The following is a 21,511-nucleotide window of genomic DNA, read 5'->3' as shown; positions in this document are numbered from 1 at the left end:
CACCGCCCGGAATCAGCCCCCATGTCCGCGTAGGGCCCCACCGACTTGCACCTGAACATCCTTGTGTATGAAGAGATCTGAGGATGAATCAGTACACGGGGGTTCCGGTCGGCGGGCGAGGATGTGCCGCGCGGCCCCGTCCGGGTGGGGCACACTGGCGGCGTGCGCATCGTGATGATGACGGCGGGTTCACGGGGTGACGTCGCGCCGTACACGGGTCTGGGCGCCGGTCTCGTACGGGCCGGGCACGAGGTGACGCTGGCGGCGCACGGGGTGTTCGAACCCCTGGTGGCGGGGTCGGGGGTGCGGTTTCGGCCACTGCCCGTGGATCCCCGCGCCGAGCTGCACTCCGCGCGGGGGCGGCGCCTGCACGACGCGCGCACCGGCGCGGGCAAGCTCGTGCGGCTGGCGTCGATGGCCCGGGGGGCCGTCGACGCGATGACGGCGGACCTGGTGGAGGCGGCGCGCGAGGGCGAGGTCCTGCTGGTCGGCGGGGCACTGGGGCCGCTCGGCCACGCCCTCGCCGAGGGCCTGTCCGTGCCCTCCCTCGGGCTGCACCTCCAGCCGCTCCATCCGACCGGGGAGTTTCCCGCCCCGGTCCTGGGCACGCGCTCCCTGGGAGCGGTGGGGAACCGGCTCGGCGGACGGGTCGTGACGGCCACGGTGGAGCTGCTCTTCTCCGACGCCGTACGGTCGCTGCGGCGGTACGGGATCCGGCCGGCGGGCCGGTCCCGGCGGCCGGCGCGGCCGGTGCTGCACGGCTACAGCGAGCTCGTCGTCCCCCGCCCCCGGGACTGGCCGGCGGAGCTGGAGGTGGCCGGATACTGGTGGCCGCACGAGACCGGACGGCTGCCCCGCGAGGTGGAGGACTTCCTCGCCGCCGGACCCCCACCGGTCTTCGTCGGCCTGGGCAGCGCCACCGTCCCCGATCCCGAGCGGGTCAGCCGCGAGGTCGTCACCGCGCTGCGCGCGGCGAAGGTGCGCGGGATCGTCCAGCGCGGCTGGGCGGGCCTCGCGGCCGGGGACGACGACATCCTGACCGTCGGCGAGGTGCCGCACTCCCTGCTGTTCCCCCGCACGGCCGCGGTCGTCCACCACGCGGGGGCGGGCACGACCGGCGCCGTCCTGCGGGCCGGGGTGCCCACCGTGCCGGTGCCGGTCCAGTTCGACGCGGCGTTCTGGGCGTCCCGCCTGACCGTGCTGGGCACCGCTCCCGGAGCGGTACCGCTGCGGCGCCTCACCTCCGCGAACCTGGCCGCGGCGCTGCGCCGCGCGACGCGGGACGACGTCCACCGCGAGCGCGCCCGCGCACTGGCCGACCGCCTGGCCGCGGAGGACGGCGTGGCGCCGGTGCTCGCCGCGCTGGACCGGCTCTCGCGCTGAGGCCCCGAAGCGCCCGCCCGCGGCCCGTCTCTCTCCCCTCGGTGTGCTTCCGCGTCGGACCGGCCCTCGCGCCGAGGGTCCGAAGCGCCCGCCCGCGGCACTCGCGCCGGCGGCCCGCGAACCTCCCCCCGTGAGCCTCGCCTTTGGCGGGCTCCCGCGTCGGCGACCTGCGGTTCTCCGTCCGTCGCGTCCCCGTCCCGCCCTCCCTTCCCGTCTCAGCGGTTGACAGGTTCATCTCATCGTCACCATTCTTGAGAGCGCTCTCACGAGCTTTCGTCCCTTGTCCGGAGTCCCCACCTCCGAGGAGCCCCCATGTCCCCACGGCACCGGCGCACCCCCGTCAGGCTCGTCTCCCTGGCCGCCGCCGCCCTCATCGGCACCACCGTCGCCGTCGTCGGAACGGCCGACCCCGACCCGGCCTCCGCCGCCGTCCCCGCCACGATCCCGCTCACCTTCACGAACAACTCCGGTCGCGGCGAGCAGGTCTACGTCTACAACCTCGGCACCGAGCTCTCGACGGGCCGACAGGGCTGGGCGGACGCGAACGGCACCTTCCACCCCTGGCCGGCCGGGGGCTCGACCCCGGTGCCCGCGCCCGACGCCGCCATCACCGGCCCGGCCGCCGGCCGGTCGATGACGATCCGGCTGCCGAAGTTCTCCGGCCGGATCTACTTCAGCTACGGACAGAAGCTGGTCTTCAAGCTGGCGACGGGCGGCCTCGTGCAGCCCGCGGTGCAGAACCCCACCGACCCCAACCGGAACATCCTCTTCAACTGGTCCGAGTACACCCTCAACGACGCGGGCCTGTGGCTCAACAGCACCCAGGTCGACATGGTCTCGGCGCCGTACGCCGTCGGCGTGAAGCGCCCCGACGGCTCCGTCGCCACCACCGGCCGCCTCAAGCCCGGCGGCTACCGGGGGATCTACGACGCCCTGCGCGCCCGCCCCGGCGGCTGGGCCGGCCTGGTCCAGACCCGGGCCGACGGCACGGTGCTGCGCGCGCTGGCGCCCGGCCACGGCATCGAGGCCGGCGCCCTGCCCGCGGGGGTGATGAACGACTACATCAACCGCGTCTGGACCAAGTACGCCACCTCGACCCTGACCGTGACGCCCTTCGCCAACCAGCCCTCCGTGAAGTACTACGGCAGGGTCTCGGGCAACGTCATGAACTTCACCAACGGCTCCGGGGCCGTCGTCACCTCCTTCCAGAAGCCCGACTCCGATAGCGTCTTCGGCTGCTACAAGCTCCTGGACGCCCCGAACGACCAGGTGCGGGGCCCCATCTCCCGTACCCTCTGCGCGGGTTACAACCGCTCCACCCTGCTCACCAACCCCAACCAGCCCGACACCTCGCCGGCCTCCTTCTACAAGGACGCGGTGACCAACCACTACTCCCGCGTGATCCACGAGCGGATGGCCGACGGCAAGGCCTACGGCTTCGCCTTCGACGACGTCGGCGCGCACGAGTCCCTGGTGCACGACGGCGACCCGCAACAGGCGTACGTCACGCTCGACCCGTTCGACTAGGACGGGCCGTTCGACCGGGGCGGGCTGTTCTACCAGGGCGGGCCGTTCGACCAGGGCGGGCCGTGGAGGCACGGCGGCCGCGCGGCGTTTCCGGACGCGTGCGCGGCGCCGGGTCCGCGCGGCCTCACGTCCGGGACCTCAGCACGTCGACCTCGCAGCCCGGTGCGAAGGGGTCCGAAGCCGTGCTCGACCAGCCAGCGGACCGTCAGCAGGCTTCGCAGCGACCACCACGCACGGACCACGTCGAGGTCGACGCCGGTGCCGTAGCCGGCGAGGACGTCGTCGAGGTGCTCCTCGTGCCCGAGCGTGAGGGTGGCGAGGTCGTACAGGGCATCGCCCCGGCCCGCCTCGGACCAGTCGATGACGCCCGTCACCTCGTCGCCGTCGACGAAGACGTGCGCGACCTGCAGGTCGCCGTGGGTGAACGCCGCGGTCCACGGCCGGAGCGCGGCCTCGGCGGCCCGGCGGTTGCGGGTGACCAGGCCGGCGGGCAGGAGACCGCTCGCCACGAGCAGCTCGCACTCGTCGTCGAGTTCCGCCGCCAGCGCGGCGCCGCTCCGCCCGGCCCGTCCCTCCCGGGCGGGCGGCGGCGCGTCGTGCAGCTCGTGGAGGGCGGCGCCCGCCGCGGCCCATGCCGCCGGCGATCCGGTCGACGGCCCGCCGAGGCGCCCGAGCGCCGTCCCCGGGAGGGCGGCGAGCGCGAGGACGGGCGGCCTGCGCCACAGGATCTCCGGGGTCGGGACCGGCGCGAGGGACATCGCCTCGACCTCGGCGTCGATGCGCGCCTGATCGGCGTCCACCTTCAGGAACACCTCGCCGACGCGCAGGGTGGCGCGCTCGGAGTGGGCGACGAGGACCTCGACCTCATCCATGGGCGCCCAGTATCCCGGAAGCGATCACCGGCGTCGCCGGACCCGTCGCCTGCGGCGAGGCGTCCGGCCGCGTCCCCCTTCGCCACCCGCGAGCCGCCCGCGAGCCCCGTGCGCGCCACCGAGCCCCGTGCGCGCCACCGGACCCCATGCGCGCCACCCGACCCCGACCGCGCCACCGGACCCCGGCCGCGCCACCGGACCCCGGCCGCGCCACCGGCTGCGGTGACGACCGGGGTGCCGGCCCGGCCCGTTCGGCGGAGTGGGGCGCCGGGCGCCCGCGGGCTCACAGGCCCATGGCGAGAGGCCGTGCGGGAACCCCCTCCTCGATCAGCCTGCCCATGTGGACGGCGAGATCGCGCGGGCCGAAGAGATCCGGGCCCGGGTGGTCGGCGATCTCCGGCAGGCGCCACCAGCGGAACCCCGTGATGTTCTCCGCGAGCAGCTCGGCGCGCGAGAGCGTCCCCTCCGGGTCGAAGGCCGCGGTGCGGACCAGGAAGTAGTCCTGGAGGGCCCCGTCGTACCCCTGCACGTAGTCGGACGCCACCACCCTCCGGTGCCACACGTGGGGCGGCGACCCTTCGACCGCGAGTCCGGTCTCCTCCCGCAGTTCGCGGCGGAGGGCCTCGTACGGCGTCTCGCCCGGCTCCACGCCTCCGCCCGGCGTCGCCCAGACCGACCTCCCGGGGAGGGAGAACCTGCACAGCAGGATCCGGTCCTCCTCGTCGAGGACGATCGCGCGCACCGAGTGACGCAGGTTCAGTGAGGTCATCGGCCCAGCCTAGGCGCGTGCCGCAGCCCCCGTCCCCCGTTCCGTGACGCGGCGTGCGGCACCCGGGCGCCGCACACCGGCGGGGACCGGCGGCGCCGCCCGGCGCCGTGTCAGGGCGTCAGCGGTCCGGCCAGCACCCGCGCCCCCGCCTCGCGGTCCCCGGCCCAGGCCACCGACCCGGTGTCCCGGGGCAGGCGCCCCCACAGCGTCAGCAGCAGCTCCTCGGCCGTGCCCGAGAGCTCCGCGACCGGCTCGCCGGTCCCGAAGGTCCAGCCGTCGCCGGTGTCGGTGGCGGTGATCCGCACGGCCTGGCCGGGGAGGCGGGCGGCGCCCCTGTCGATCATGCGGAGCGCCATGGTGTCGAAGACCTCGGCGACGCCGTCGGCGGCGAGCGCCGGATCCATCGGCGTCGTCGCACCGCGCGTGTGCTCGGCGTCCCACCGGTGCATCAGCGTCTCCTGGCTGCGGCGCCGGCGCCAGAAGCCGACCGTGTGGGGCGGGAAGAAGCTCCACGCCGAGGCCGAGGGGTCGGCCGACAGCGTCCGCACGAGCGCGTCCGCCGTCCCGGCGTACCAGGCCCTCAGGCCCTCCGGGTCCCGGGGCGGGGAGTCCTCGTCGTAGCGGTCGCCGCGCCCCTCCTCGACCGCGGCGACGACCCAGAGGTTTCCCGCCCCCATGTGCACGGCCAGATCCACGAGCCGCCAGTCGCCGCAGTGCTCGACGGGAGCCGACAGGTCCCCCTCCAATGCGGCGCCGAACGCGTCCAGTTCACGTCGAAGTGCCTTCAAGTGGTCCACGGCGCCAAAATACAGTCCGGGCCGGGGGCGTCCGCGGGAATCTCCGCAGGCACCGCCCGGAAGGCGACCCTCTAGGATCCTGTATCCGCGGGGCGTCCGACGGGACGCGCCCGGGAGTCGTGCCGGCGAAGCGGTGCCGGCGGGGTCGTGCCGGCGGCATCGTGCCGGCGGGGTCGTGTCTACGGGGGAGAGCTTCGGTGTTCGGAATCATCAGGCCGTGCCGTCATCGGCTGGGCGAGGGACTGCGTACCGAGTGGATGGCGCACCTGTGCGGGCTGTGCCTCGCCCTGCGCGGCGAGTACGGGCAGTTCGCGAGGGTGGCCACCAACTACGACGGGCTGATCGTCTCGGTGCTGACCGAGGCGCAGTCGGAGCGCACCGGCGACTGGCGGCGGGCCGCCGGTCCGTGCCCGCTGCGCGGGATGCGGTCGGCGGACGTGGCGCAGGGCGAGGGAGCGCGGCTGGCGGCGACGGTGTCGCTGGTGCTGGCCGCGGCGAAGATACGCGACCACGTGGCCGACGGCGACGGGCTGGTGGGGCGCCGTCCGGTGGCCCTCGCGGCACGCCGGGTCGCCCGCGGCTGGGACCGCGCGGGCGCGGCGGGCGGCGACCGGCTCGGCTTCGACACCGCCGTGCTGCTCGGGGCGGTCGAGCGCCAGCCGGAGATCGAGCGGGCCACCGGCCGCGGCGGCTCGCTGCTGACGGTCACGGAGCCGACGGAGACGGCGACGGCGGCCGCCTTCGCCCACACCGCGGTGCTCACCGGCCGCCCGGGCAACGCCGAACCCCTCGCGGAGGCCGGCCGTCTCTTCGGCCGCCTGGCGCACCTGCTGGACGCGGTGGAGGACCTGGAGGCGGACGCGGCGTCGGGCGCGTGGAACCCGATCGCCGTCACGGGCACCGGCCGCGCCGAGGTGCGACGACTGTGCGACGACGCCGTCCACGGCATCGGACTCGCCCTGTCCGAGGCCGACTTCGTCGACGGACGCCTGGTGCGGACCCTGCTCGGCGGCGAGCTGGAGCGTGCCGTCGACCGCGCCTTCGACCCCCGGCACCGCCACCACGTCCACCGTACCCGCACCCGGACGCGGAGCGGCCTGCGCGCGCTGCCCTGGCCGGGGCGCCCCGCGGAGCCGTCGCCGGGGACCGGCGCGGAGCAGGCCTGCGGGGTCGGGGCGCTCACGGCGGCGGCCCCGGAGGGCGGTGCGACGGCGGCGAACCGGCCGCCGGACGGGGAGTGCAGGCGCTGCCGCGAGTGGCGCCGTCTGTGTCCCGACTGCCGGCTGTGCTACGACTGCTGCCGCTGCGACGACGACCCCGGCGACGCCGAGGTCGAGCCCGTGCAGTTCGACGGCGGCTCGGGACGGGACGGCGGCTCGGGACGGGACGGCTCCGGGGGCGACGGCTGGTTCGGCGGACGTGGGGGCGGCGGCAACTCGGGCGGTCCGTCCGGAGGTTCGGGAGGCGGGTACGGATCGGGAGGCTCCGGCGGGTCCGGCGGCTCCGGCGGTGGATCGGGCGGCGGCTGCGGTGACGGCGGCGGTGGTTGCTGCAACCCGTGCAAGTGCTGCTGCGACTGCTGAGACCGATCGAAGGGGAAGCGGTCCGGCCCGGTACCCCGCCGGGGGGCACCGGGCCGGACCGCGCCCCGCGGGGCCGGGCGCTCAGTGCTCGCAGAGGGAGAACTCCCGCTCGTAGAGCTGCTCGTTGTGCTCGTCGACGAAGAACTTCCGCTCCTTCATGAGCTCTTCGCGGTAGCCCTTCGCCTGCTCCGGCGTCATCGTCGAGGTGGCGGCCCAGGGCTGCTGCGGCGGCACGTCGGACGTCGAGACGATCGGATGCTCCGGGTCGACCAGGAAGAAGGCGAGGATCTTGCGGTGCCCCGGGCGGGTCGGATCGGCGAGCCGGAACGACCCGACGCGGTGCTGCAGGATGTTCGGGAAGGCCAGGCAGCGGCCCTCCGGGGTCGCCGCCGATCCCAGCAGCTGGTTGAGCGCGTCCTCGTTCTCCAGGCCGTAGACCTCGCGCATGCCGTCGTCGTCGCTCTGCTCGTACTCGGGGTCGTCGAGCGCCGTCCGGAAGCTCAGCCGGCTCTCGGTGGTGTTCTCGCCGTCCCAGTAGTAGATGCCGGTCGAGACGATGCGCTCGTTCAGCATCCCCTCGACGTGCCAGGAGCCGCCGGCGTACTCGGGCTTCTCCGGCGTGAGGTGGATGGTGGCGAGCTTGACGATCACCTGGAGGCGGCGGCCGCGCAGGTCGACCCGGGCGGACGCGTCGGGCGGGACGGGCGCGGTGAACTCCGGGGCGTCCGGCACGATCGGGACGCGGTTGTCCCACCACTCGTCCTGGGCCCGGCTCCACGCGCGCAGGGCCTCCGCGTGGGCCGCCTCGTCGTCGAAGGCGGACCGGGCCGGACGCTCCGGCTCGGAGCCGTACCACCCGTAGGGATCGGCCTCGATCCGCAGGGGCCTCGGATGGCGCAGGTCGGTGAGCACGTTCTCCAGCAGCGGGCGCATGCGCCCGAACAACTCCGGCAGGACGGCGAGCAGTTCGCGATGGTTCTCGGGGTGGACGTTGTTGACGTACGAGAGGAGGGAGACCCCGCCCTCGTCATCGACCTCGACGTCCGTGGGGAGCCACTGGAAACGCTCCGAGAACTCGTGCTTCGAGTAGCGGTCCGTCGGGTTCCGCCACGCCCGCTCGGGCCCGCCGCTCACCTCCCTCACCAGGCAGAACAGCGAGGGGTGCACCAGGTCGAGCACCTGCCCGCCGGACCCCGGGTGCCAGTCCCTCTCCGTCTCCGGGACCTCTTCGAGGACCCGGACCGCCTCGCGCAGCCGGTTCCGGAGCCCCTCGTCGACCAGGGCGTCCGACTGCCACACCCCGTCGACGGCGGACACCTCGACGCCGGTCCGTCCGTCCCGCAGCGCGGCGTAGTGCGCGAGCTCGGCGAGCACGTACCGCACCTGCGCCTCGGTGAGGCCCTGCTCGACCGCCTCCCGCGTCCACCGGGCGACGACGTCGGCGTCGTTCCTCTTCTCGGCCCACCCGGGCTTCGCCCGGAGGTGGGCGCTGCACTGCATCATCTCCAGTTCCCGCAGCGTCCGGGGCGTCGCGAAGGAGAGGGAGCGGGACGCGTGAAAGGGCAGGGGGAAAGCGGTCGGGCCGGTCAATTCTCTGGTCCTCCGAGTCGGCGTACGGAAGTCGGAAGGATATGCCGTCGGTCCGACACCCGCTCCCGCGGTCCCGCACCGGCCGCCCCACGCTCAGGCCTTCGCCTCCGTCCGCGCGGTCGCCCGGGAGAAGCGCAGTTCCGGGTCGGCGACGCCGCCGGAGCGCAGCAGCCTGACGTCGTCGTGGTAGTCCAGGGAGGTCAGCCACGGCATCCGGTCCCCCTGGCGGGGCAGCGAGTCGACGGCGCGCCGGACGTAGCCGGCCCCGAAGTCCAGGAGCGGACGGGTCGCCATGCCGGGGTCCGCCGGCTCGGGCCGGCAGACGTCGTGGCCGTGGGCGTCCATGTGGGCCAGCAGCCGGCAGAAGTGCTCGCACAGCAGGCCGATCTTCAGCGTCCAGGAGGAGTTGGTGTAGCCGATGGCGAAGGCGAAGTTGGGGACGCCCGAGAGCATCATTCCCTTGTAGGCGAGGGCGTCCGGCAGCCGTACCTCCCGGCCGTCGACGGTGAGGCGGACGCCGCCGAACGCCTGCACGTTCAGACCGGTGGCGGTGACGACGACGTCGGCCTCCAGCTCCCGGCCGGACTCCAGCAGGACGCCCCGCTCGGTGAAGGTCGCGATCCGGTCGGTGACCACCGAGGCCCGGCCCTCGCGGATCGACCGGAACAGATCGCCGTCCGGGACGGCGCACAGCCGCTGGTCCCAGGGGTCGTACGGCGGATTGAAGTGTTCATCGACGGGATAACCGGCCGGCAGCAGGCGGGTGTTGACCCAGCGGATCAGGCGTCGCGCGGCCTTCGGGTGCCTCTGGCAGAAGCGCCAGACCAGACGCTGCCGGGCGATGTTCTTGCGCCGGGTCAGCGCGTACCCGCGCCGCGCGCCGAGCACCTTCCGCAGCGTGTTGGCGAGCGGGTCCGCGCGCGGCACGGGCACGACGTAGGTCGGCGTGCGCTGGAGCATGGTCACGTGCGCGGCGGTGTCCGCCATCGCCGGCACCAGGGTGACCGCCGTCGCCCCGCTGCCGATCACCACCACGCGCTTGCCCGCGTGGTCCAGCTCCTCCGGCCAGTGCTGGGGGTGCACGACGGGCCCCCCGAACCGCTCCAGGCCCTCGAAGCGGGGCGTGAAGCCCTCGTCGTAGCGGTAGTAGCCTCCCGCGCAGAAGAGCCAGCCGCAGGTCAGCGTGGTGCGCTCGCCCGTGTCGGCGCGCTCGACCTCGACGGTCCACCGCGCCCGGTCGGTCGACCAGGACGCGCCGAGCACCTTGTGGTGGTACCTGGTGTGCGGTTCGAGGCCGTTCTCGGCGGCCGTCTGCCGCAGATAGGCGAGGATCCGGGACGCGTCGGCGATGGACTGCTCGTCGCGCCAGGGCTTGAACTCGTACCCGAAGGTGTGCAGGTCCGAGTCCGAGCGGATGCCCGGGTAGCGGAACAGGTCCCAGGTCCCGCCGGACGCCCCGCGCGCCTCCAGGATCGCGAAGCTCTTCGCCGGCATTCCGGTCTTCAGGTACCGCGCGGCGCCGATGCCCGAGATCCCGGCCCCGACGATCAGGACGTCGAGGTGCTCGGCGGCGGACCCGGCAGGGGAGGGGGACACGGGCGGCTCCCGGTGTGGTCGGTGGGCGGGTGCGTCCATCGTGGTGCCGTCCCGGTGCGGCGGCAACGTGCACATCGCACCGTCCGGACCGGTCCGGTGTGGCGATCCGCACCCGTACGATGCCCGCATGCCGTGGCCGCCGCCCCCACCCAGGATCCGGGAGCTCATCCGCCGGGGAGCCGAGATCGCGCTCACCCCCTCCCCGGACTGGCTCGCCGAGCTCGACGCGGCGACCCTCTCCGGCGAGGCCAGGCGGCAGATCGCCGCCGACCCGGTGCTCGCCGCCGGGACGCGCCGGACCAACCGCTCCAACCTGCTCTTCTGGGCGGCCTCCAACGTCCGCGCCCCGGGCGAGCCGGTCCCGGCCAACGACACGGAGGCGCCGCTGGCCGTCGCCCGGGACATCGTCCGGCGCGGCCTGGACGAGTCCGCCCTCGACGCCTACCGGGTCGGCGAGAGCGTCGCCGCGCGGTGGTGGACCCAGATCGCCTGCACGCTCACCGACGACCCGGAGGAGCTGCGCGCACTCCTCGACGTGTCCCTGCGCTCCATCGCCGCCTTCGTGGACGACACCGTCGGCGCGATCTCGGCCCGGATGCGCGTCGAGCGGGACGAGCTCACCCGCGGCACCCACGCCGAGCGCCGCGAGACCGTCGCCCTGCTGCTGGAGGGGGCGCCGATCACCCCGCAGCGCGCCGAGGCCCGGCTGGGATACCCGCTGCGGCCCGAGCACACCGCCGCGATCGTCTGGACCGAGGCGCCCGACGCCGATCCGGGACAGCTGGACCGGGCCGCCGACGCGCTCGCCGAGGCCGCCGGCGGGCTGCGCCCCCTGAGCGTCATCGCCGGGGCCGCCACCCGCTGGCTGTGGGTCCACGGCCGGCCCGACGCCGACCGGGCGCGCGCCGCCCTGGACCCGCTGCCCGACGTCCGGGTCGCGCTGGGCTCCACGGCGCCGGGCGTCGACGGCTTCCGCCGCAGCCACCTCGACGCCCTGACCACCCAGCAGGTGCTCACCCGCCTCACCTCGCCCTCCCGGCTGGCCTTCCACCACGAGGTCGAGCTCGTCGCCCTGCTCACCACCGACCCCGAACGCGCCGACCGGTTCGTCGCCCGCACCCTCGGGGCGCTGCAGACCGCGCCTCCCGAACTCGCCGAGACGCTCCGCGTCTTCCTGGAGGAGCAGTGCAACGCCACCCGGGCCGCCGCGCGCCTCTTCACCCACCGCAACACCCTGCTCCGCCGCCTCGCCCGCGCCGACCGCCTCCTCCCGCGCCCCCTGGCGCAGCACCCGGTCGAGGTCGGAGCGGCCCTCAGGGTCCTCCAGTGGCGCGGACACCCCTGACGGGGGGAGGGCGTCCGGTGCGGCCGGCGGGGCGGGACGTTCAGCCGGCCGGGGCCCGCCAGGGCTCGAACCACGGATCGGCCCACCGTTCGGCGGCGGCCAGCAGCGGGAACAGGGTGGCGCCGTCGATGGATTCGCGGATGATGTCGGCGTGACCACCGTGCCGTGAGGTCTCCTCGATCAGGTGCAGCAGCACCCAGCGGACGGACCAGTTCGGCACGTCGGCGGGGAACCACGGCAGCCCCTGGGGGACGGGGACGGGCCGGCCGAGATCGGCGATCCCGGCGATCACCGCGTCCGTCTCCCGGGCCGCGGCCCCGTACTGCTCCAGGACGTCCGCCAGGGTCTCCTCCGCGGTGAGCGCGAACTCGGCGGAGTCGCTCTCGTCCGCCGTCCGCCGCGGGCCGCGCCGCCGCTGGAGGATCAGATCGGTCCAGCCGGCCTCGCAGCGCGCGGCGTGCTTGACGAGACCGCCGATGCTCAGCCCGCTGGCGGTCGGCGTCATCCGCGCCTGATGATCCGACAGTCCGTGGGCGGTGACGCGCAGGTTCCTGCGCTGCTGGGCGAGATAGGCGAGCAGGCCGTCGCGCTCGTCGGCGACGGGGGGCACGTGTGCGGGCATGGGGCCGACCCTCTCCCCTGCGACGGCGCCGGTCAACCCTTCCGTGCAAGAAATTTCATCATCTTGCGCAAGACGGTGGCGCGTTGTCGGCCCGTCCCCGCCAGCCCCCTCGCGGGGGCGGACCCCGCTCAGCCGCGCATGATCCCGGCCAGCCGGCCCCGCAGCCGGGCGAACTCGGGCGAGGCCCGCAGCGCGGACACGTCTGTGTCCGGCTCCCGGGCCAGTCCCACCGGCAGCTCCGCCACCACCCGCCCCGGTCCCGCGGCCATGACCAGCACCCGGGAGCCCAGCAGGACCGCCTCCTCCGCCGAGTGCGTCACGAACAGCACCGTCGTGCCGAGCCGCCCGGCCAGCGCCCGCACCTCCTCCTGGAGGCGCTCCCGGGTCAGGGCGTCCAGCGCGGCGAACGGCTCGTCCATGAGCAGGAGTTCGGGCTCCGCGGCCAGCGCGCGGGCGAGCGCCACCCGCTGCTGCTGGCCGCCCGACAGCTCCCACGTCCGCCTGCCCGCCGTCTCCGCCAGCCCGACCCGCTCCAGCAGTCCGGCGATCCGGGCGGGCCGGTCGGCCCGCGGCACCCCCGCGCGGGCCAGCGCGAAGGCGAGGTTCCCGCCGACGGTGCGCCACGGGAACAGCCGGGGCTGCTGGAACACCACCCCGGCGCCCGCCCCCGGCCGGGGGAGCGCACCCCGGACCCGGGCCCGGCCCGAGGCGGGGCGCTCGAAGCCCGCGACCACGCGCAGCAGACTCGTCTTGCCGCAGCCCGACGGGCCGACCAGGACGGCGAACTCGCCGGCGCGGATCCGCAGGTCCACCCCTTCGAGGGCCGTCACCGGCTGCTTCGGCGACCCGTAGCGGACCGAGACCCCCGCCAGGTCGACGACCGCGAGCTCCGCGCCGGACGCGCCGGACGCGCCGAATACCTCGGATGCGTCGGGCACATCGGACCCGTCGGTCCGGGACCCGTCGGCCTTCGTGAGGCCGGTGCGGGGCGCGTCGGCCTCCGGCCCGTCACTTCGCGGCACGGGCGAGCTCCTCCACGGCGAGCGCCCGTCCGAAGACGGCCTCGTCCGGCACCGAGTCGACCGCCTTCTGCCCCCTCAGGAACAGGGCGGCGTCGCGCAGGTTCGCCGCCAGCCCGCCCGGGGCGCCCGGCGTGCCCAGGTACGCGGGCCCCGCCTGCTCCTCCGCGCTGAGCAGCACCAGCTGGGACAGCTGCCGCTTCGCCTCGTCCGCCGGCAGTCCCAGCTCCGCCCCGATGGACTTCGCGGCCGTGTCGGGGGCGGTGCGCGCCTGTGCGACGGCCGCGTCCTGGGCCTTGATCCAGGCGGTGACCACCTCCGGGTGCTCGGCCGCGAAGGCGTCGGTGACCACGCCCAGATCCGCCGTGGGCTTGCCCTGCTCCGCCAGCTCCCGGCTGCTGATGAGCACCTCGCCGTCCTCGGCCAGCTCGCTCAGCGTCGGCGTCCACACGTAGGCGGCGTCGATGTCGCCGCGCTTCCACGCGGCGAGCGCGTCCTGGGGCTGGAGGTCGACGGTCCGCACGGACGACGGGTCGACGCCGGCGGCGGCCAGCGCGGCGAGCAGCGAGTAGTGGGCGGTGGACCCGAACGGGGTGGCCACCTTCCGGCCCGCCAGGTCCTTCACCGAGCCGATCCCGGGCTTGGCGACGAGCGCCTCGTTGTCCCCGATCAGGTCGTGGATCCAGACCACCTTGTACGGGATGTTCAGCGGCGCGGAGAGCCCCTTGGTGACCGGGCTGGACCCGGCCAGGCCCAGGTCGACGGCCCCGGCGATGACGGCGGTGTTGACGTCGCCGCCGGACTCGAACTTCACCCACTTCACGTCCGCGTCGGGGAGGGCCTTCTCCAGCAGCCTCTGGTTCTTCACCACCAGGTCGGCGTTGGGTATCGCCTGGTAGGCGATCCGTACGGTGACGCGGCCGGAGGAGCCGTCGGCCGTGTCGCCGCCACCTCCGCAGGCGGTGGCGGCGGTGGCCGTCAGGGCGACGGCCGCGGCGAGCAGGAGGGTGCGGCGGGACGGGCGTGCGGGCATGGCGGATCTCCGGTGGTGGGACGGGACGCCGAGGACGGCGAGAGGGAACGGGAGGAGTACGAAGGGCGGAGGGCGGGGACGGGAGCGGGGTCAGGTGCGGCCGCGCCACGGAACGGCGGTCCGCTCGACGAGCCGCAGGAGCGCGTCCAGCACGATCCCGGACAGCCCGACGGCGAGGATGCCCGCGATCACCAGTGCGGTCTGGTTGTAGCGCTGTGCGTCGCGGATCATGCCGCCGATGCCGGGCACGCCGTTGACGGTCTCCGCCGCGACGACCGAGGTGTAGGCGACGCCGACGGCGATGCGGACGCCCGTGAGGATCTCGGGCAGCGCGGAGGGCAACCGCACGGACAGCAGCAGGGCGGTCGGGCCCGACCCCAACGCCCGTGCCGCCTCGACGAGATGACCGGGAACCGCGCGCACGGCCGCCGCGGTGGCCGCGGCGATCGGCGGGAGGGCGGCGATCACCAGGAGCCAGATCTTCGGGGCCTCGTCGATGCCGAACCAGATGACGAGCAGGGAGAGGTACGCGAGCGGCGGCAGCGTCCGCAGGAACGTCACCACCGGCTCCAGGACGACGGCCAGCGGCCGGACCGTGCCGATCAGCAGACCCAGCGGCACCCCGGCCAGGACGGCGTACGCCGAACCGGTGGCGATCCGGCCCAGGCTCACTCCCAGGTGTTCGACCAGCAGGTGGCCGCCGTAGCCGCGCACCCCGTCGTGCACGGTGGAGGCGAGGACGAACTGCCGCCACACGTCACCGGGGGAGGGGACCAGGACCCGCGGCCACACCTCGGCGGAGACCACCGCCTGCCAGACGGCGAGGAGCACCGCGAGGGCCACGGTCCGCAGCGCCCCCCAGCGCAGTGCCTCGCGCAGGCGGCCGCTCCGCGGCGAGGGGGCACCGGCCGTGTCCGGGCGGTGCCGGGCCCGGGCGCGCGGCCGGTGCCGGCGGGCGCCGTCGTCAGGGCGCTCACGCGGCGTCCGCCGCGGTCAGGGCGCGCAGCCGGGGCGCCACCTCCTCGCCGACCCGGTACGCCTCCTCCAGGTGCGGGTAGCCGGAGAGGACGAACTCGTCGATGCCCAGGGCGCGGTACTCGGCGAGCCGGGCGGCCACCTCGTCGTGCGAACCGACCAGCGCGGTGCCGGCGCCCTCGCGGACCAGGCCGATGCCCGCCCACAGGTTCGGCGCCACCGTGAGGCGGGCGGCGTCCGCGACACCGCCGTGCAGTGCCGTCATCCGGGCCTGCCCGGTGGAGTCCATGCCGGCGAACCGCTCCTGGCTCGCCCGTACGGCCTCCGGGTCGATCCCGGCGAGGATCCGGTCCGCCTCCGACCAGGCCTCGGCTGCCGTGTCCCGGCTGATGACGTGCAGCCGCAGCCCGAACCGCACGGCCCGGCCGGCCGCCCGGGCCCCCTGCCGCAGCCGCTCGACGCGCGCGGCGACGGCGGCGGGCGGCTCGGCCCACAGCAGGTGCACGTCGGCCTGCCGCGCGGCGACCTCCTCCGCGGCGGGGGACGCCCCGCCGAAGTACAGGGGCACGGGGTGGCGCAGTTCGGGATCGGTGAGCCGGGCGCCCTCGATGTGCAGATGGGTGCCGTGGTGGTCGGCCGTCCCGCCCTCCAGCAGGGTGCGGAGGACCGTCATCACCTCGTCGGTCCGGGCGTACCGGTCGTCGTGCCCCAACCGGTCCCCGTAGGCGCGCTGTTCGGCGGGATCGCCGCCGGTCACCACGTTCAGTGCGAGCCGACCGCCCGCGAACCTGCGGAAGGCGTCGGCCTGTTGGGCGAGCAGCGTGGGACTGGCGAAACCCGTGCGGAACGCGACGAGGAACCCGATGCGGGTGGTGTGCTGCGCGAGCGCGGAGGTGAGGATCCAGGGGTCCGCGCAGCCGAGCCCCACGGGGGTGAGGAGCGAGTGGAAACCCGCCTGTTCGGCGGCCCGGGCCACCTGGGTCAGGTACGGGATGTCCGCGGGCCGGCGGGTGGCGGATCCGGTGCGGCCCTGGACGGCGGTGACGCCGCCGGGGTCGCGGCCGTCCCCGCCGGTGGGCAGGAACCAGTGGAGGAGCAGGGGGTCTTCCGGCATGAGGGGACCTCGTCGAAGCGGCGGCAGAGCGGCACGACACGCGCCGCCGCGGAGGGCCGGTGACGCGTGGACGCGAGCAGGGGGACGGACGGGACGAGCGGCGGGGGAAACGCGCGGTCGTCGCGTGCGGGGTGAGGAGCGCCGGACCGGCGGACCGGTCGATCAGCGGACCGGCGGACCGGTTTACCGAGGGACCGGCGGATCAGCCGATCAGTGGATCGGCTTACCGGCGGATCGACGGATCAGCGGCCGTACGCACGCGGGAAGCCGGCCCGACACAGCATGGTCGAGACACGCAGCAGATCCACGTGACGACGCGATACGAGTACGGGGGCCATGGCCGCATCCTGGCGACGCGGCTCCGGCGCACGCAAGCGCGGTCCGGATACTGGACCTCGGTGTTCCGCGTGCCGAGAATCCGGCCGGCCGCCACCCGGCGCGTCCCGCGCGTGCGCCGGGGCCGCGGGCGGGGGGTTGTTGCCGCCGCATGAAGGGCTCGTGGCAGTCGCGCGGTGCCCCCTGACGCGGGTCGCCGCCGTGCCTGGTATCCCGGACGGGGCCTCCTCGCCCCCGGGCGAGGCGCGATCCGGCCGCCTCCGCATCGCGGCCGTCGCGCCCCGGTCCCTCCTCGCCCCTGCTCCCCGCCCCCGCTCTCCGCAAGGACCTGTGGTGCCATGACCGTTCCCCGTGCCATCGGAGTCAGTGAGGCGCGGCAGCGCCTCGACGAGCTGACCGTCGTCGACGTCCGCACCCCCGGCGAGTTCGCCGGCGGTCATCTGCCGGACGCCCTCAACGTGCCCCTCGACCGGCTCGCGCCGCGCCTGCCGGAGCTGCGGGAGGCCGCCGGGCGGGCGCCCCTGCTGGTGGTGTGCGCCTCCGGCGGCCGCTCGGGCGAGGCGGTCGGGGAGCTCGCCGCGCACGGCGTCCCCGCCTCCGGCCTGACCGGCGGCACCCGCGCCTGGACGGCCGCCGGCCACCCTCTGCACCGGCCCGCCGGGGCCGGGCGGGCGGTCTGGGCGATGGAGCGCCAGGTCCGCCTGGCCGCCGGCGGCACCGTGGTGTCCGGCGTGCTCCTCGGACTGCTCGCGCACCCCGCCTTCGTCCTGCTCTCCGGGGCGATCGGAGCCGGTCTGGCCTTCTCCGCGGTCACCGGCACCTGCGGCATGGCCGCCCTCCTCGCCCGGCTGCCCCACAACCGCCGTGACGCCCGGCTCCGGACCTGACCGCCGTACCCGGGTCCGCGCTCCCGGAGGCGCGGTTCGGGCCCGGGCGAGGGGTCAGGGCGCTTCGGGTGCGACGCGGGTCAGCGGTCCGGGGTCCCCGTACAGGGCCGCGTGGAGGGCGGCGGCGATCTCGCGGGCCCGGTCCTCGCTGTCCACGCCGTGCAGGACGTAGTAGACGGGGCCCGCGTGGGCGTCCGAGCGGACCTCGCCGGCGGCGACCAGGCGCAGCACGGCGTCCCGGGCGGCGTCCGCCACCACGTCGTCGACGGTGTGTCCCGGGCCGGCGGTGAGGGTGTCCGCCTTCACCGTCCACCGCTCCCCCTGGCTCTCGATCGCGACGAACACGGCGTGCCGGGACCTGGCCTGACGGTAGGCGGCGTCGAAGCTGCCGGCGCCCGTGGCGTCGGGGACGAGGCGGGCGGGGCAAGGGGTCGGCAGCGGCTCCATGCGGACATCGTGTCAGGCGGACCGGCGTTCCCGGCGGAGGCGACCGCCGCGAGGAGCTTCCGCGACCGCGGCGGCGCCGGACCGGCCCGCCGACGGGACCCCCCGTCGGCGGCGGGCGGGGGCGGAGGACCGCCGTGGCGCACCCGTCGGGCTCGCCGTCCGATGATCAGGTGAACTGCCTGAAAAATCCGTATTATGGCGAAGACTGGACAACGCCGTATCCGTTCTCGGGACGATTCGTTGGCCGGGCATGAACGTCCCCGGCGTGACCTGCCCATCCCCGTGGCCCCCTCGCGTCGCCCCCGCGGCGCCCTCCTGCGAAGCGGCCGGCCGTCACCAGGACCCGGCCGGCCCTCCCGCCCCTCCGGCACCGGGGGAGGCGCTGTGAGCGAGGAGATCCTGAGGCTGCGTCACGAGGGCTTCGCCTACTCCTGTCGCGTCAACCACCGGTCCGATCGGGCCGCCCCGCCGGTCTTCCTCTTCGGGGGCGCGCTGCACCGCAACCACGGATGGGCGCGGAGGCTGGAGAGGACGCTGCCCCCGGGCACCACGGTCGTCACCGTCGACCTCCCGGGGTTCGGCGCGGCCGACCCCCTGCCCCCCACCCACGACGCCTCCTTCCTGGCGGGAGCCGCCTGGCGGGCGGTGGAGAGCCTGGGCTTCGCGCGGTACGACCTCGTGGGCCAGTGCCTGGGCGGCTTCGTGGTGCAGCAGATGCTGCGGCAGGCCCGGCCCGGGGTGCGCCGGGTCGTCCTCTCCGGAGTGTGCGCGGGTCCCTGGCCCGGTCCGCAGCTGAAGGCCCGGCTCCAGAGCGCCGAGGTCGCCAGCGACCGCGGCGACCGCGCCACCCTGCTGGAGGTGGCGACGCGTCTTTTCTTCGGCGTGGCGGCGGACGCGGGCGCAGAGGCCGGCCAAGGCCCCGTGCCGCAGTTCAGGGAGCGGATCGGATCGCTCGACCCGGGCGTCCTCGAGGACCTCAGGAGCCACCTCTACCGCGAGTGGTTTCCCCCGGGGACCCCGGCGCAGGCCCCGCCCGACGTGCCGGTCCTGGTCTTCACGGGGGTCGACGACATCCTGACCCCGCCCGGCGAGGCCCACCGACTGGCCATGAGCTACCCGCGCGGACGGTTCGTCGTCGTCGAGGACGCCGGTCACATGATCCACGTCGAACGCCCCGACGAGTACGGGCAGATCGTGGCCTCCCACCTGGGCCGCGACAGCGGGGTCATCCCCCACTGCCGTCCGCTCGGCGCGTCGGAGCTGCAGGGGCGGCCCGCATGACGCGACTGCCCCCGGCCCGTGGGCGTGCTGCCCGTGGATAGGCGACCCGTGCACCGCCGCGGACGGTTCGTCGTCCTCCGGGAGCTGGCGACGGCCGACCTGGACCGCGCGGCGGAGATGTGGGGCGACCCCGGGGCCACGCGCTACCTCACCGCGGATCCGATGAGCAGGCAGGGGGCCGCGGAAGCCCTCCGCGAGGCCCTCCGGTCGGCGGCCTCGCCCCGGCGGCGCACCTACCACCTGGCGATCGCCCAGCCCGACGACGACACCCTCGTCGGCAGCGTCGCGGTGAACCGGGAGGGCAGGAGCAGCGCGTACGTCCACTCGTTCGTCCTGCACCCGCAGGCGCGGAACCTGTCCCTCGCCGGCGCCGAGGCGGCCCGGCTCACGGCGGCCTTCTGCTTCGAGGAACTGGGGCTGCACCGGTTCTGGTGCATGTGCCGGGAGGACAACACCAACGCCCGGCGCCTCTACCTCGGCCTCGGCATGCAGGAGCAGGGGCTCTTCCGCGAGGTCGATTTCAAGGAGGGCCGCTGGCACAACCACCTGGTCTTCGACTGGCTCGCACCTCAGTGGGCCGAGCGGCGCAGACCCCCCGCCCAGCGGCGGCTCCCGCCCACCGACGCCACGAGCCCCCGGGGAACGGCGGCGCGGGCGATGCCGTGAGACGGACCCCGGGGACCGGCGCGCCGCGCCGGTCCCCGGGGCCGCAGCGGCACCACCGCTCCGCCGCGGCGCGCCGACGACGCGCTTCCCGCGGAGCGGGGCCGAGGGGGCGGGGCCGTGCGCCTCAGGCCGTCGGCGGTCGCTCCGCGGGCAGCCGGCCCGCGGCCACGGAGTCGACGAGGGCCCGGTGGTCGCGCTCGTTCTGGTCGGCATAGGCTTCCGCGAACGTGGCGAGGGCCCGGTCGAAGGAGTCGCCGCCGCCCAGGTACGCGGCGATCGCGATCCGGTCGCCGGACCGCGCGTGCGCACGCGCCAGCGTGACCCCGCACAGCTCGCCGAACGCGCGCATGCGCCTCGGACTCATCGTCTCGGGAAGGGCGATGCCCTTCCAGTCGCGCAGCTGGCGGACGTAGAAGTCGCGCTTCCTGCCGTCGATGCCGTCCACGCGCTCCCAGCCGAGGAAGATGTCGCTGGCCGCCTGCATCAGCCGCTGGCCGGAGACCACCCGCTCGCCCTGGTTGCGGTACGCGCTCGCGCCGACGTGCGCCGCGAGCACGGAGGTGTCGGCCTCCTTGGCCTGGAGGAAGAGGGGGTCCCGGTCGTCCCGGCCGAGGAGCAGGAAGATCCAGCAGCGGGTTCCGACGCTGCCGACGCCGACCACCTTGCGGGCGACGTCCGCCAGGCGGTAGTCCGACAGGAGCGTGCGCCGGTCGGACGCCAGGGTGGAGCCGTACCGCTTCACCAGGCTGCGGAACCGGCGCTCCAGGGCGTGGCGCTCGACGTCCGGCAGCAGGTCGCCGACGGGGACGAGCAGCGGGGGATCCGCCGCGATCACGGGCCGGCCGCCGACCGTCTCGGTGAGCTTGTCGAAGGCCTGCAGGCTGTCGCGGCCGCGGGCTTTCCCGAGGGCACGGGCCAGGCTCTTCCGGCCGCCCTCGTGGAGCCGGTCCGCGGCCAGGGACTCGAGGCGGTCCTCGTCGATCTTCGCGTACCAGACGTCGATGGTGCGCATGGCCGCGAAGCCGATCATCGCCTCGCGGTACGAACGGACCGTGTGCCGGACGATGCGGTCGCGCTCGGCGTCGTCGAAGCCGTTCGCCCGGGCGGCGATGACGAAACTCGCCGACAGCCGCTTGACGTCCCACTCCCAGGGACCCGGCAGCGTCTCGTCGAAGTCGTTGATGTCGAACATCAGGCGGCGTTCCGGCGAGGCGAGGAGGCGGAAGTTGAGCAGGTGGGCGTCCCCGCACAGCTGGGCCGTGAATCCCGAGCGCGGGGTGGCGGCCAGGTCGGAGGCCATGATCGCGGCGGCGCCCCGGTAGAAGCGGAACGGGGACTCCGTCATGCGGCCGTAGCGGAGGGGTACGAGCTCGGGCACCCGGGTCGCGGACTGCGCCTCCAGGATCTTCAGCGGGTCGGGCCGGTCGGGGGACGGCTCGTACACCGCGTGGCCGGACCGCGGCGCGCGACGCCTCGCCTCCTTGCCCAGCGCCGCGCGCTCCTCGGGGGTGGCGTGGGGCGCGGCACGCAGTGCCGTGCTGGACTTCCGGGACATCGAAGACCCTCCTGCCCGGCCGTGCGGCCGTCGGGACGTCCGGCACCGGCCGGGGGCGGCCGGAAGGGCTCCGCGGGCTCCTCCGGTGGCGGACGAGCCGGCCGGCGATGCCGG

At 75.2% G+C, this 21,511-nt stretch carries 17 protein-coding genes and 2 pseudogenes; 7 read left to right on the top strand and 12 right to left on the bottom strand.

Features of this window, described 5'->3' with window-relative positions; all coding sequences use genetic code 11:
* Nucleotides 1-177: 177 nt before the first annotated feature.
* Together IE287_RS11435 and IE287_RS11430 are read left to right on the top strand one after the other, a co-directional pair.
* Nucleotides 178-1,383 carry a glycosyltransferase gene (locus IE287_RS11435; protein WP_189848914.1) on the top strand — a complete coding sequence of 402 codons (1,206 nt, stop codon included), beginning with the start codon at nt 178-180 and terminating at the stop codon, nt 1,381-1,383.
* A gap of 312 nt (nt 1,384-1,695) precedes the next feature.
* A complete protein-coding gene (locus tag IE287_RS11430; protein ID WP_189848847.1) occupies nt 1,696-2,910 on the top strand; it encodes a glycoside hydrolase family 64 protein in 1,215 nt (404 codons plus the stop codon).
* Nucleotides 2,911-3,034: 124 nt separating this feature from the next.
* Here IE287_RS11430 and IE287_RS11425 read toward each other — a convergent pair.
* The 3 genes and pseudogenes from IE287_RS11425 to IE287_RS11415 all read right to left on the bottom strand — a co-directional run bounded on the left by IE287_RS11425 (nt 3,035) and on the right by IE287_RS11415 (nt 5,348).
* Nucleotides 3,035-3,782: pseudogene (locus IE287_RS11425) on the bottom strand (phosphotransferase family protein).
* A 283-nt stretch (nt 3,783-4,065) separates the two neighbouring features.
* Nucleotides 4,066-4,551 carry an NUDIX hydrolase gene (locus IE287_RS11420; RefSeq protein WP_189848846.1) on the bottom strand — a complete coding sequence of 162 codons (486 nt, stop codon included), beginning with the start codon at nt 4,549-4,551 and terminating at the stop codon, nt 4,066-4,068.
* Nucleotides 4,552-4,661: 110 nt separating this feature from the next.
* Complete coding sequence (locus tag IE287_RS11415) at nt 4,662-5,348, bottom strand: maleylpyruvate isomerase family mycothiol-dependent enzyme (protein WP_189848845.1); 687 nt, start codon at nt 5,346-5,348, stop codon at nt 4,662-4,664.
* A 197-nt stretch (nt 5,349-5,545) separates the two neighbouring features.
* Between IE287_RS11415 and IE287_RS11410 the strand changes: the two genes are divergently transcribed.
* Entirely contained in the window at nt 5,546-6,931 is a 1,386-nt protein-coding gene (locus tag IE287_RS11410; RefSeq protein ID WP_189848844.1) for a DUF5685 family protein, read from the top strand.
* Between the two features lie 81 nt (nt 6,932-7,012).
* Here IE287_RS11410 and IE287_RS11405 read toward each other — a convergent pair.
* Together IE287_RS11405 and IE287_RS11400 are read right to left on the bottom strand one after the other, a co-directional pair.
* Nucleotides 7,013-8,527 (bottom strand): annotated as a pseudogene (locus IE287_RS11405) (DUF4246 domain-containing protein); the annotation flags it as partial.
* Between the two features lie 87 nt (nt 8,528-8,614).
* The gene (locus IE287_RS11400) at nt 8,615-10,156 is read right to left on the bottom strand and encodes a flavin-containing monooxygenase (RefSeq protein WP_189848913.1); all 1,542 of its coding nucleotides are present in this window, start codon (nt 10,154-10,156) and stop codon (nt 8,615-8,617) included.
* Between the two features lie 88 nt (nt 10,157-10,244).
* Here IE287_RS11400 and IE287_RS11395 point away from each other — a divergent pair, with 88 nt between their 5' ends.
* Nucleotides 10,245-11,462 (top strand): PucR family transcriptional regulator, encoded by a 1,218-nt coding sequence (locus tag IE287_RS11395; RefSeq protein ID WP_189848842.1) that lies wholly within the window; start codon nt 10,245-10,247, stop codon nt 11,460-11,462.
* A 40-nt stretch (nt 11,463-11,502) separates the two neighbouring features.
* Here IE287_RS11395 and IE287_RS11390 read toward each other — a convergent pair whose 3' ends face one another.
* The 5 genes from IE287_RS11390 to IE287_RS11370 all read right to left on the bottom strand — a co-directional run bounded on the left by IE287_RS11390 (nt 11,503) and on the right by IE287_RS11370 (nt 16,225).
* Nucleotides 11,503-12,084 (bottom strand): DinB family protein, encoded by a 582-nt coding sequence (locus IE287_RS11390; protein ID WP_189848841.1) that lies wholly within the window; start codon nt 12,082-12,084, stop codon nt 11,503-11,505.
* A gap of 128 nt (nt 12,085-12,212) precedes the next feature.
* Nucleotides 12,213-13,022 carry an ABC transporter ATP-binding protein gene (locus tag IE287_RS11385; RefSeq protein ID WP_189848912.1) on the bottom strand — a complete coding sequence of 270 codons (810 nt, stop codon included), beginning with the start codon at nt 13,020-13,022 and terminating at the stop codon, nt 12,213-12,215.
* A 70-nt stretch (nt 13,023-13,092) separates the two neighbouring features.
* Complete coding sequence (locus IE287_RS11380; protein WP_189848840.1) at nt 13,093-14,136, bottom strand: taurine ABC transporter substrate-binding protein; 1,044 nt, start codon at nt 14,134-14,136, stop codon at nt 13,093-13,095.
* Between the two features lie 90 nt (nt 14,137-14,226).
* Entirely contained in the window at nt 14,227-14,979 is a 753-nt protein-coding gene (locus tag IE287_RS11375; protein ID WP_373307833.1) for an ABC transporter permease, read from the bottom strand.
* 130 nt (nt 14,980-15,109) lie between these two features.
* Nucleotides 15,110-16,225: an LLM class flavin-dependent oxidoreductase gene (locus tag IE287_RS11370; RefSeq protein ID WP_189848839.1), complete on the bottom strand. Its 1,116-nt coding sequence runs from the start codon at nt 16,223-16,225 to the stop codon at nt 15,110-15,112.
* A 674-nt stretch (nt 16,226-16,899) separates the two neighbouring features.
* Between IE287_RS11370 and IE287_RS11365 the strand changes: the two genes are divergently transcribed.
* On the top strand, nt 16,900-17,448 hold the full coding sequence (locus tag IE287_RS11365) for a rhodanese-like domain-containing protein (RefSeq protein ID WP_189848838.1): 549 nt from the start codon (nt 16,900-16,902) through the stop codon (nt 17,446-17,448).
* Between the two features lie 54 nt (nt 17,449-17,502).
* Here the strand turns inward: IE287_RS11365 and IE287_RS11360 are convergent, their stop codons facing one another.
* A complete protein-coding gene (locus tag IE287_RS11360; RefSeq protein ID WP_189848837.1) occupies nt 17,503-17,895 on the bottom strand; it encodes a hypothetical protein in 393 nt (130 codons plus the stop codon).
* 384 nt (nt 17,896-18,279) lie between these two features.
* Between IE287_RS11360 and IE287_RS11355 the strand changes: the two genes are divergently transcribed.
* Both IE287_RS11355 and IE287_RS11350 read left to right on the top strand, forming a co-directional pair.
* Nucleotides 18,280-19,176, top strand: a complete 897-nt coding sequence (locus IE287_RS11355; RefSeq protein WP_189848836.1) for an alpha/beta fold hydrolase — start codon at nt 18,280-18,282, stop codon at nt 19,174-19,176.
* Nucleotides 19,177-19,224: 48 nt separating this feature from the next.
* On the top strand, nt 19,225-19,842 hold the full coding sequence (locus IE287_RS11350) for a GNAT family N-acetyltransferase (RefSeq protein ID WP_189848835.1): 618 nt from the start codon (nt 19,225-19,227) through the stop codon (nt 19,840-19,842).
* A gap of 124 nt (nt 19,843-19,966) precedes the next feature.
* Here the strand turns inward: IE287_RS11350 and IE287_RS11345 are convergent, their stop codons facing one another.
* Nucleotides 19,967-21,397, bottom strand: a complete 1,431-nt coding sequence (locus IE287_RS11345; protein WP_189848834.1) for a DUF2252 domain-containing protein — start codon at nt 21,395-21,397, stop codon at nt 19,967-19,969.
* Between the last annotated feature and the right edge of the window lie 114 nt (nt 21,398-21,511).

Origin of the sequence: Streptomyces omiyaensis (genome assembly GCF_014650895.1) — a bacterium.
Lineage (GTDB): Bacteria > Actinomycetota > Actinomycetes > Streptomycetales > Streptomycetaceae > Streptomyces > Streptomyces omiyaensis.
Note: the sequence above shows the minus strand (reverse complement) of the source record. Positions and strands in the feature narration are given on the sequence as shown.

Bases quoted from the DNA above. Each gene is read 5' to 3' on its own strand.
- IE287_RS11370 (WP_189848839.1), bottom strand. From the start codon at position 16,225: ATGCCGGAAGACCCCCTGCTCCTCCACTGGTTCCTGCCCACCGGCGGG.
- IE287_RS11430 (WP_189848847.1), top strand. From the start codon at position 1,696: ATGTCCCCACGGCACCGGCGCACCCCCGTCAGGCTCGTCTCCCTGGCC.
- IE287_RS11380 (WP_189848840.1), bottom strand. From the start codon at position 14,136: ATGCCCGCACGCCCGTCCCGCCGCACCCTCCTGCTCGCCGCGGCCGTC.
- IE287_RS11360 (WP_189848837.1), bottom strand. From the start codon at position 17,895: ATGGAGCCGCTGCCGACCCCTTGCCCCGCCCGCCTCGTCCCCGACGCC.
- IE287_RS11420 (WP_189848846.1), bottom strand. From the start codon at position 4,551: ATGACCTCACTGAACCTGCGTCACTCGGTGCGCGCGATCGTCCTCGAC.
- IE287_RS11395 (WP_189848842.1), top strand. From the start codon at position 10,245: ATGCCGTGGCCGCCGCCCCCACCCAGGATCCGGGAGCTCATCCGCCGG.
- IE287_RS11345 (WP_189848834.1), bottom strand. From the start codon at position 21,397: ATGTCCCGGAAGTCCAGCACGGCACTGCGTGCCGCGCCCCACGCCACC.
- IE287_RS11435 (WP_189848914.1), top strand. From the start codon at position 178: ATGACGGCGGGTTCACGGGGTGACGTCGCGCCGTACACGGGTCTGGGC.
- IE287_RS11365 (WP_189848838.1), top strand. From the start codon at position 16,900: ATGACCGTTCCCCGTGCCATCGGAGTCAGTGAGGCGCGGCAGCGCCTC.
- IE287_RS11390 (WP_189848841.1), bottom strand. From the start codon at position 12,084: ATGCCCGCACACGTGCCCCCCGTCGCCGACGAGCGCGACGGCCTGCTC.
- IE287_RS11400 (WP_189848913.1), bottom strand. From the start codon at position 10,156: ATGGACGCACCCGCCCACCGACCACACCGGGAGCCGCCCGTGTCCCCC.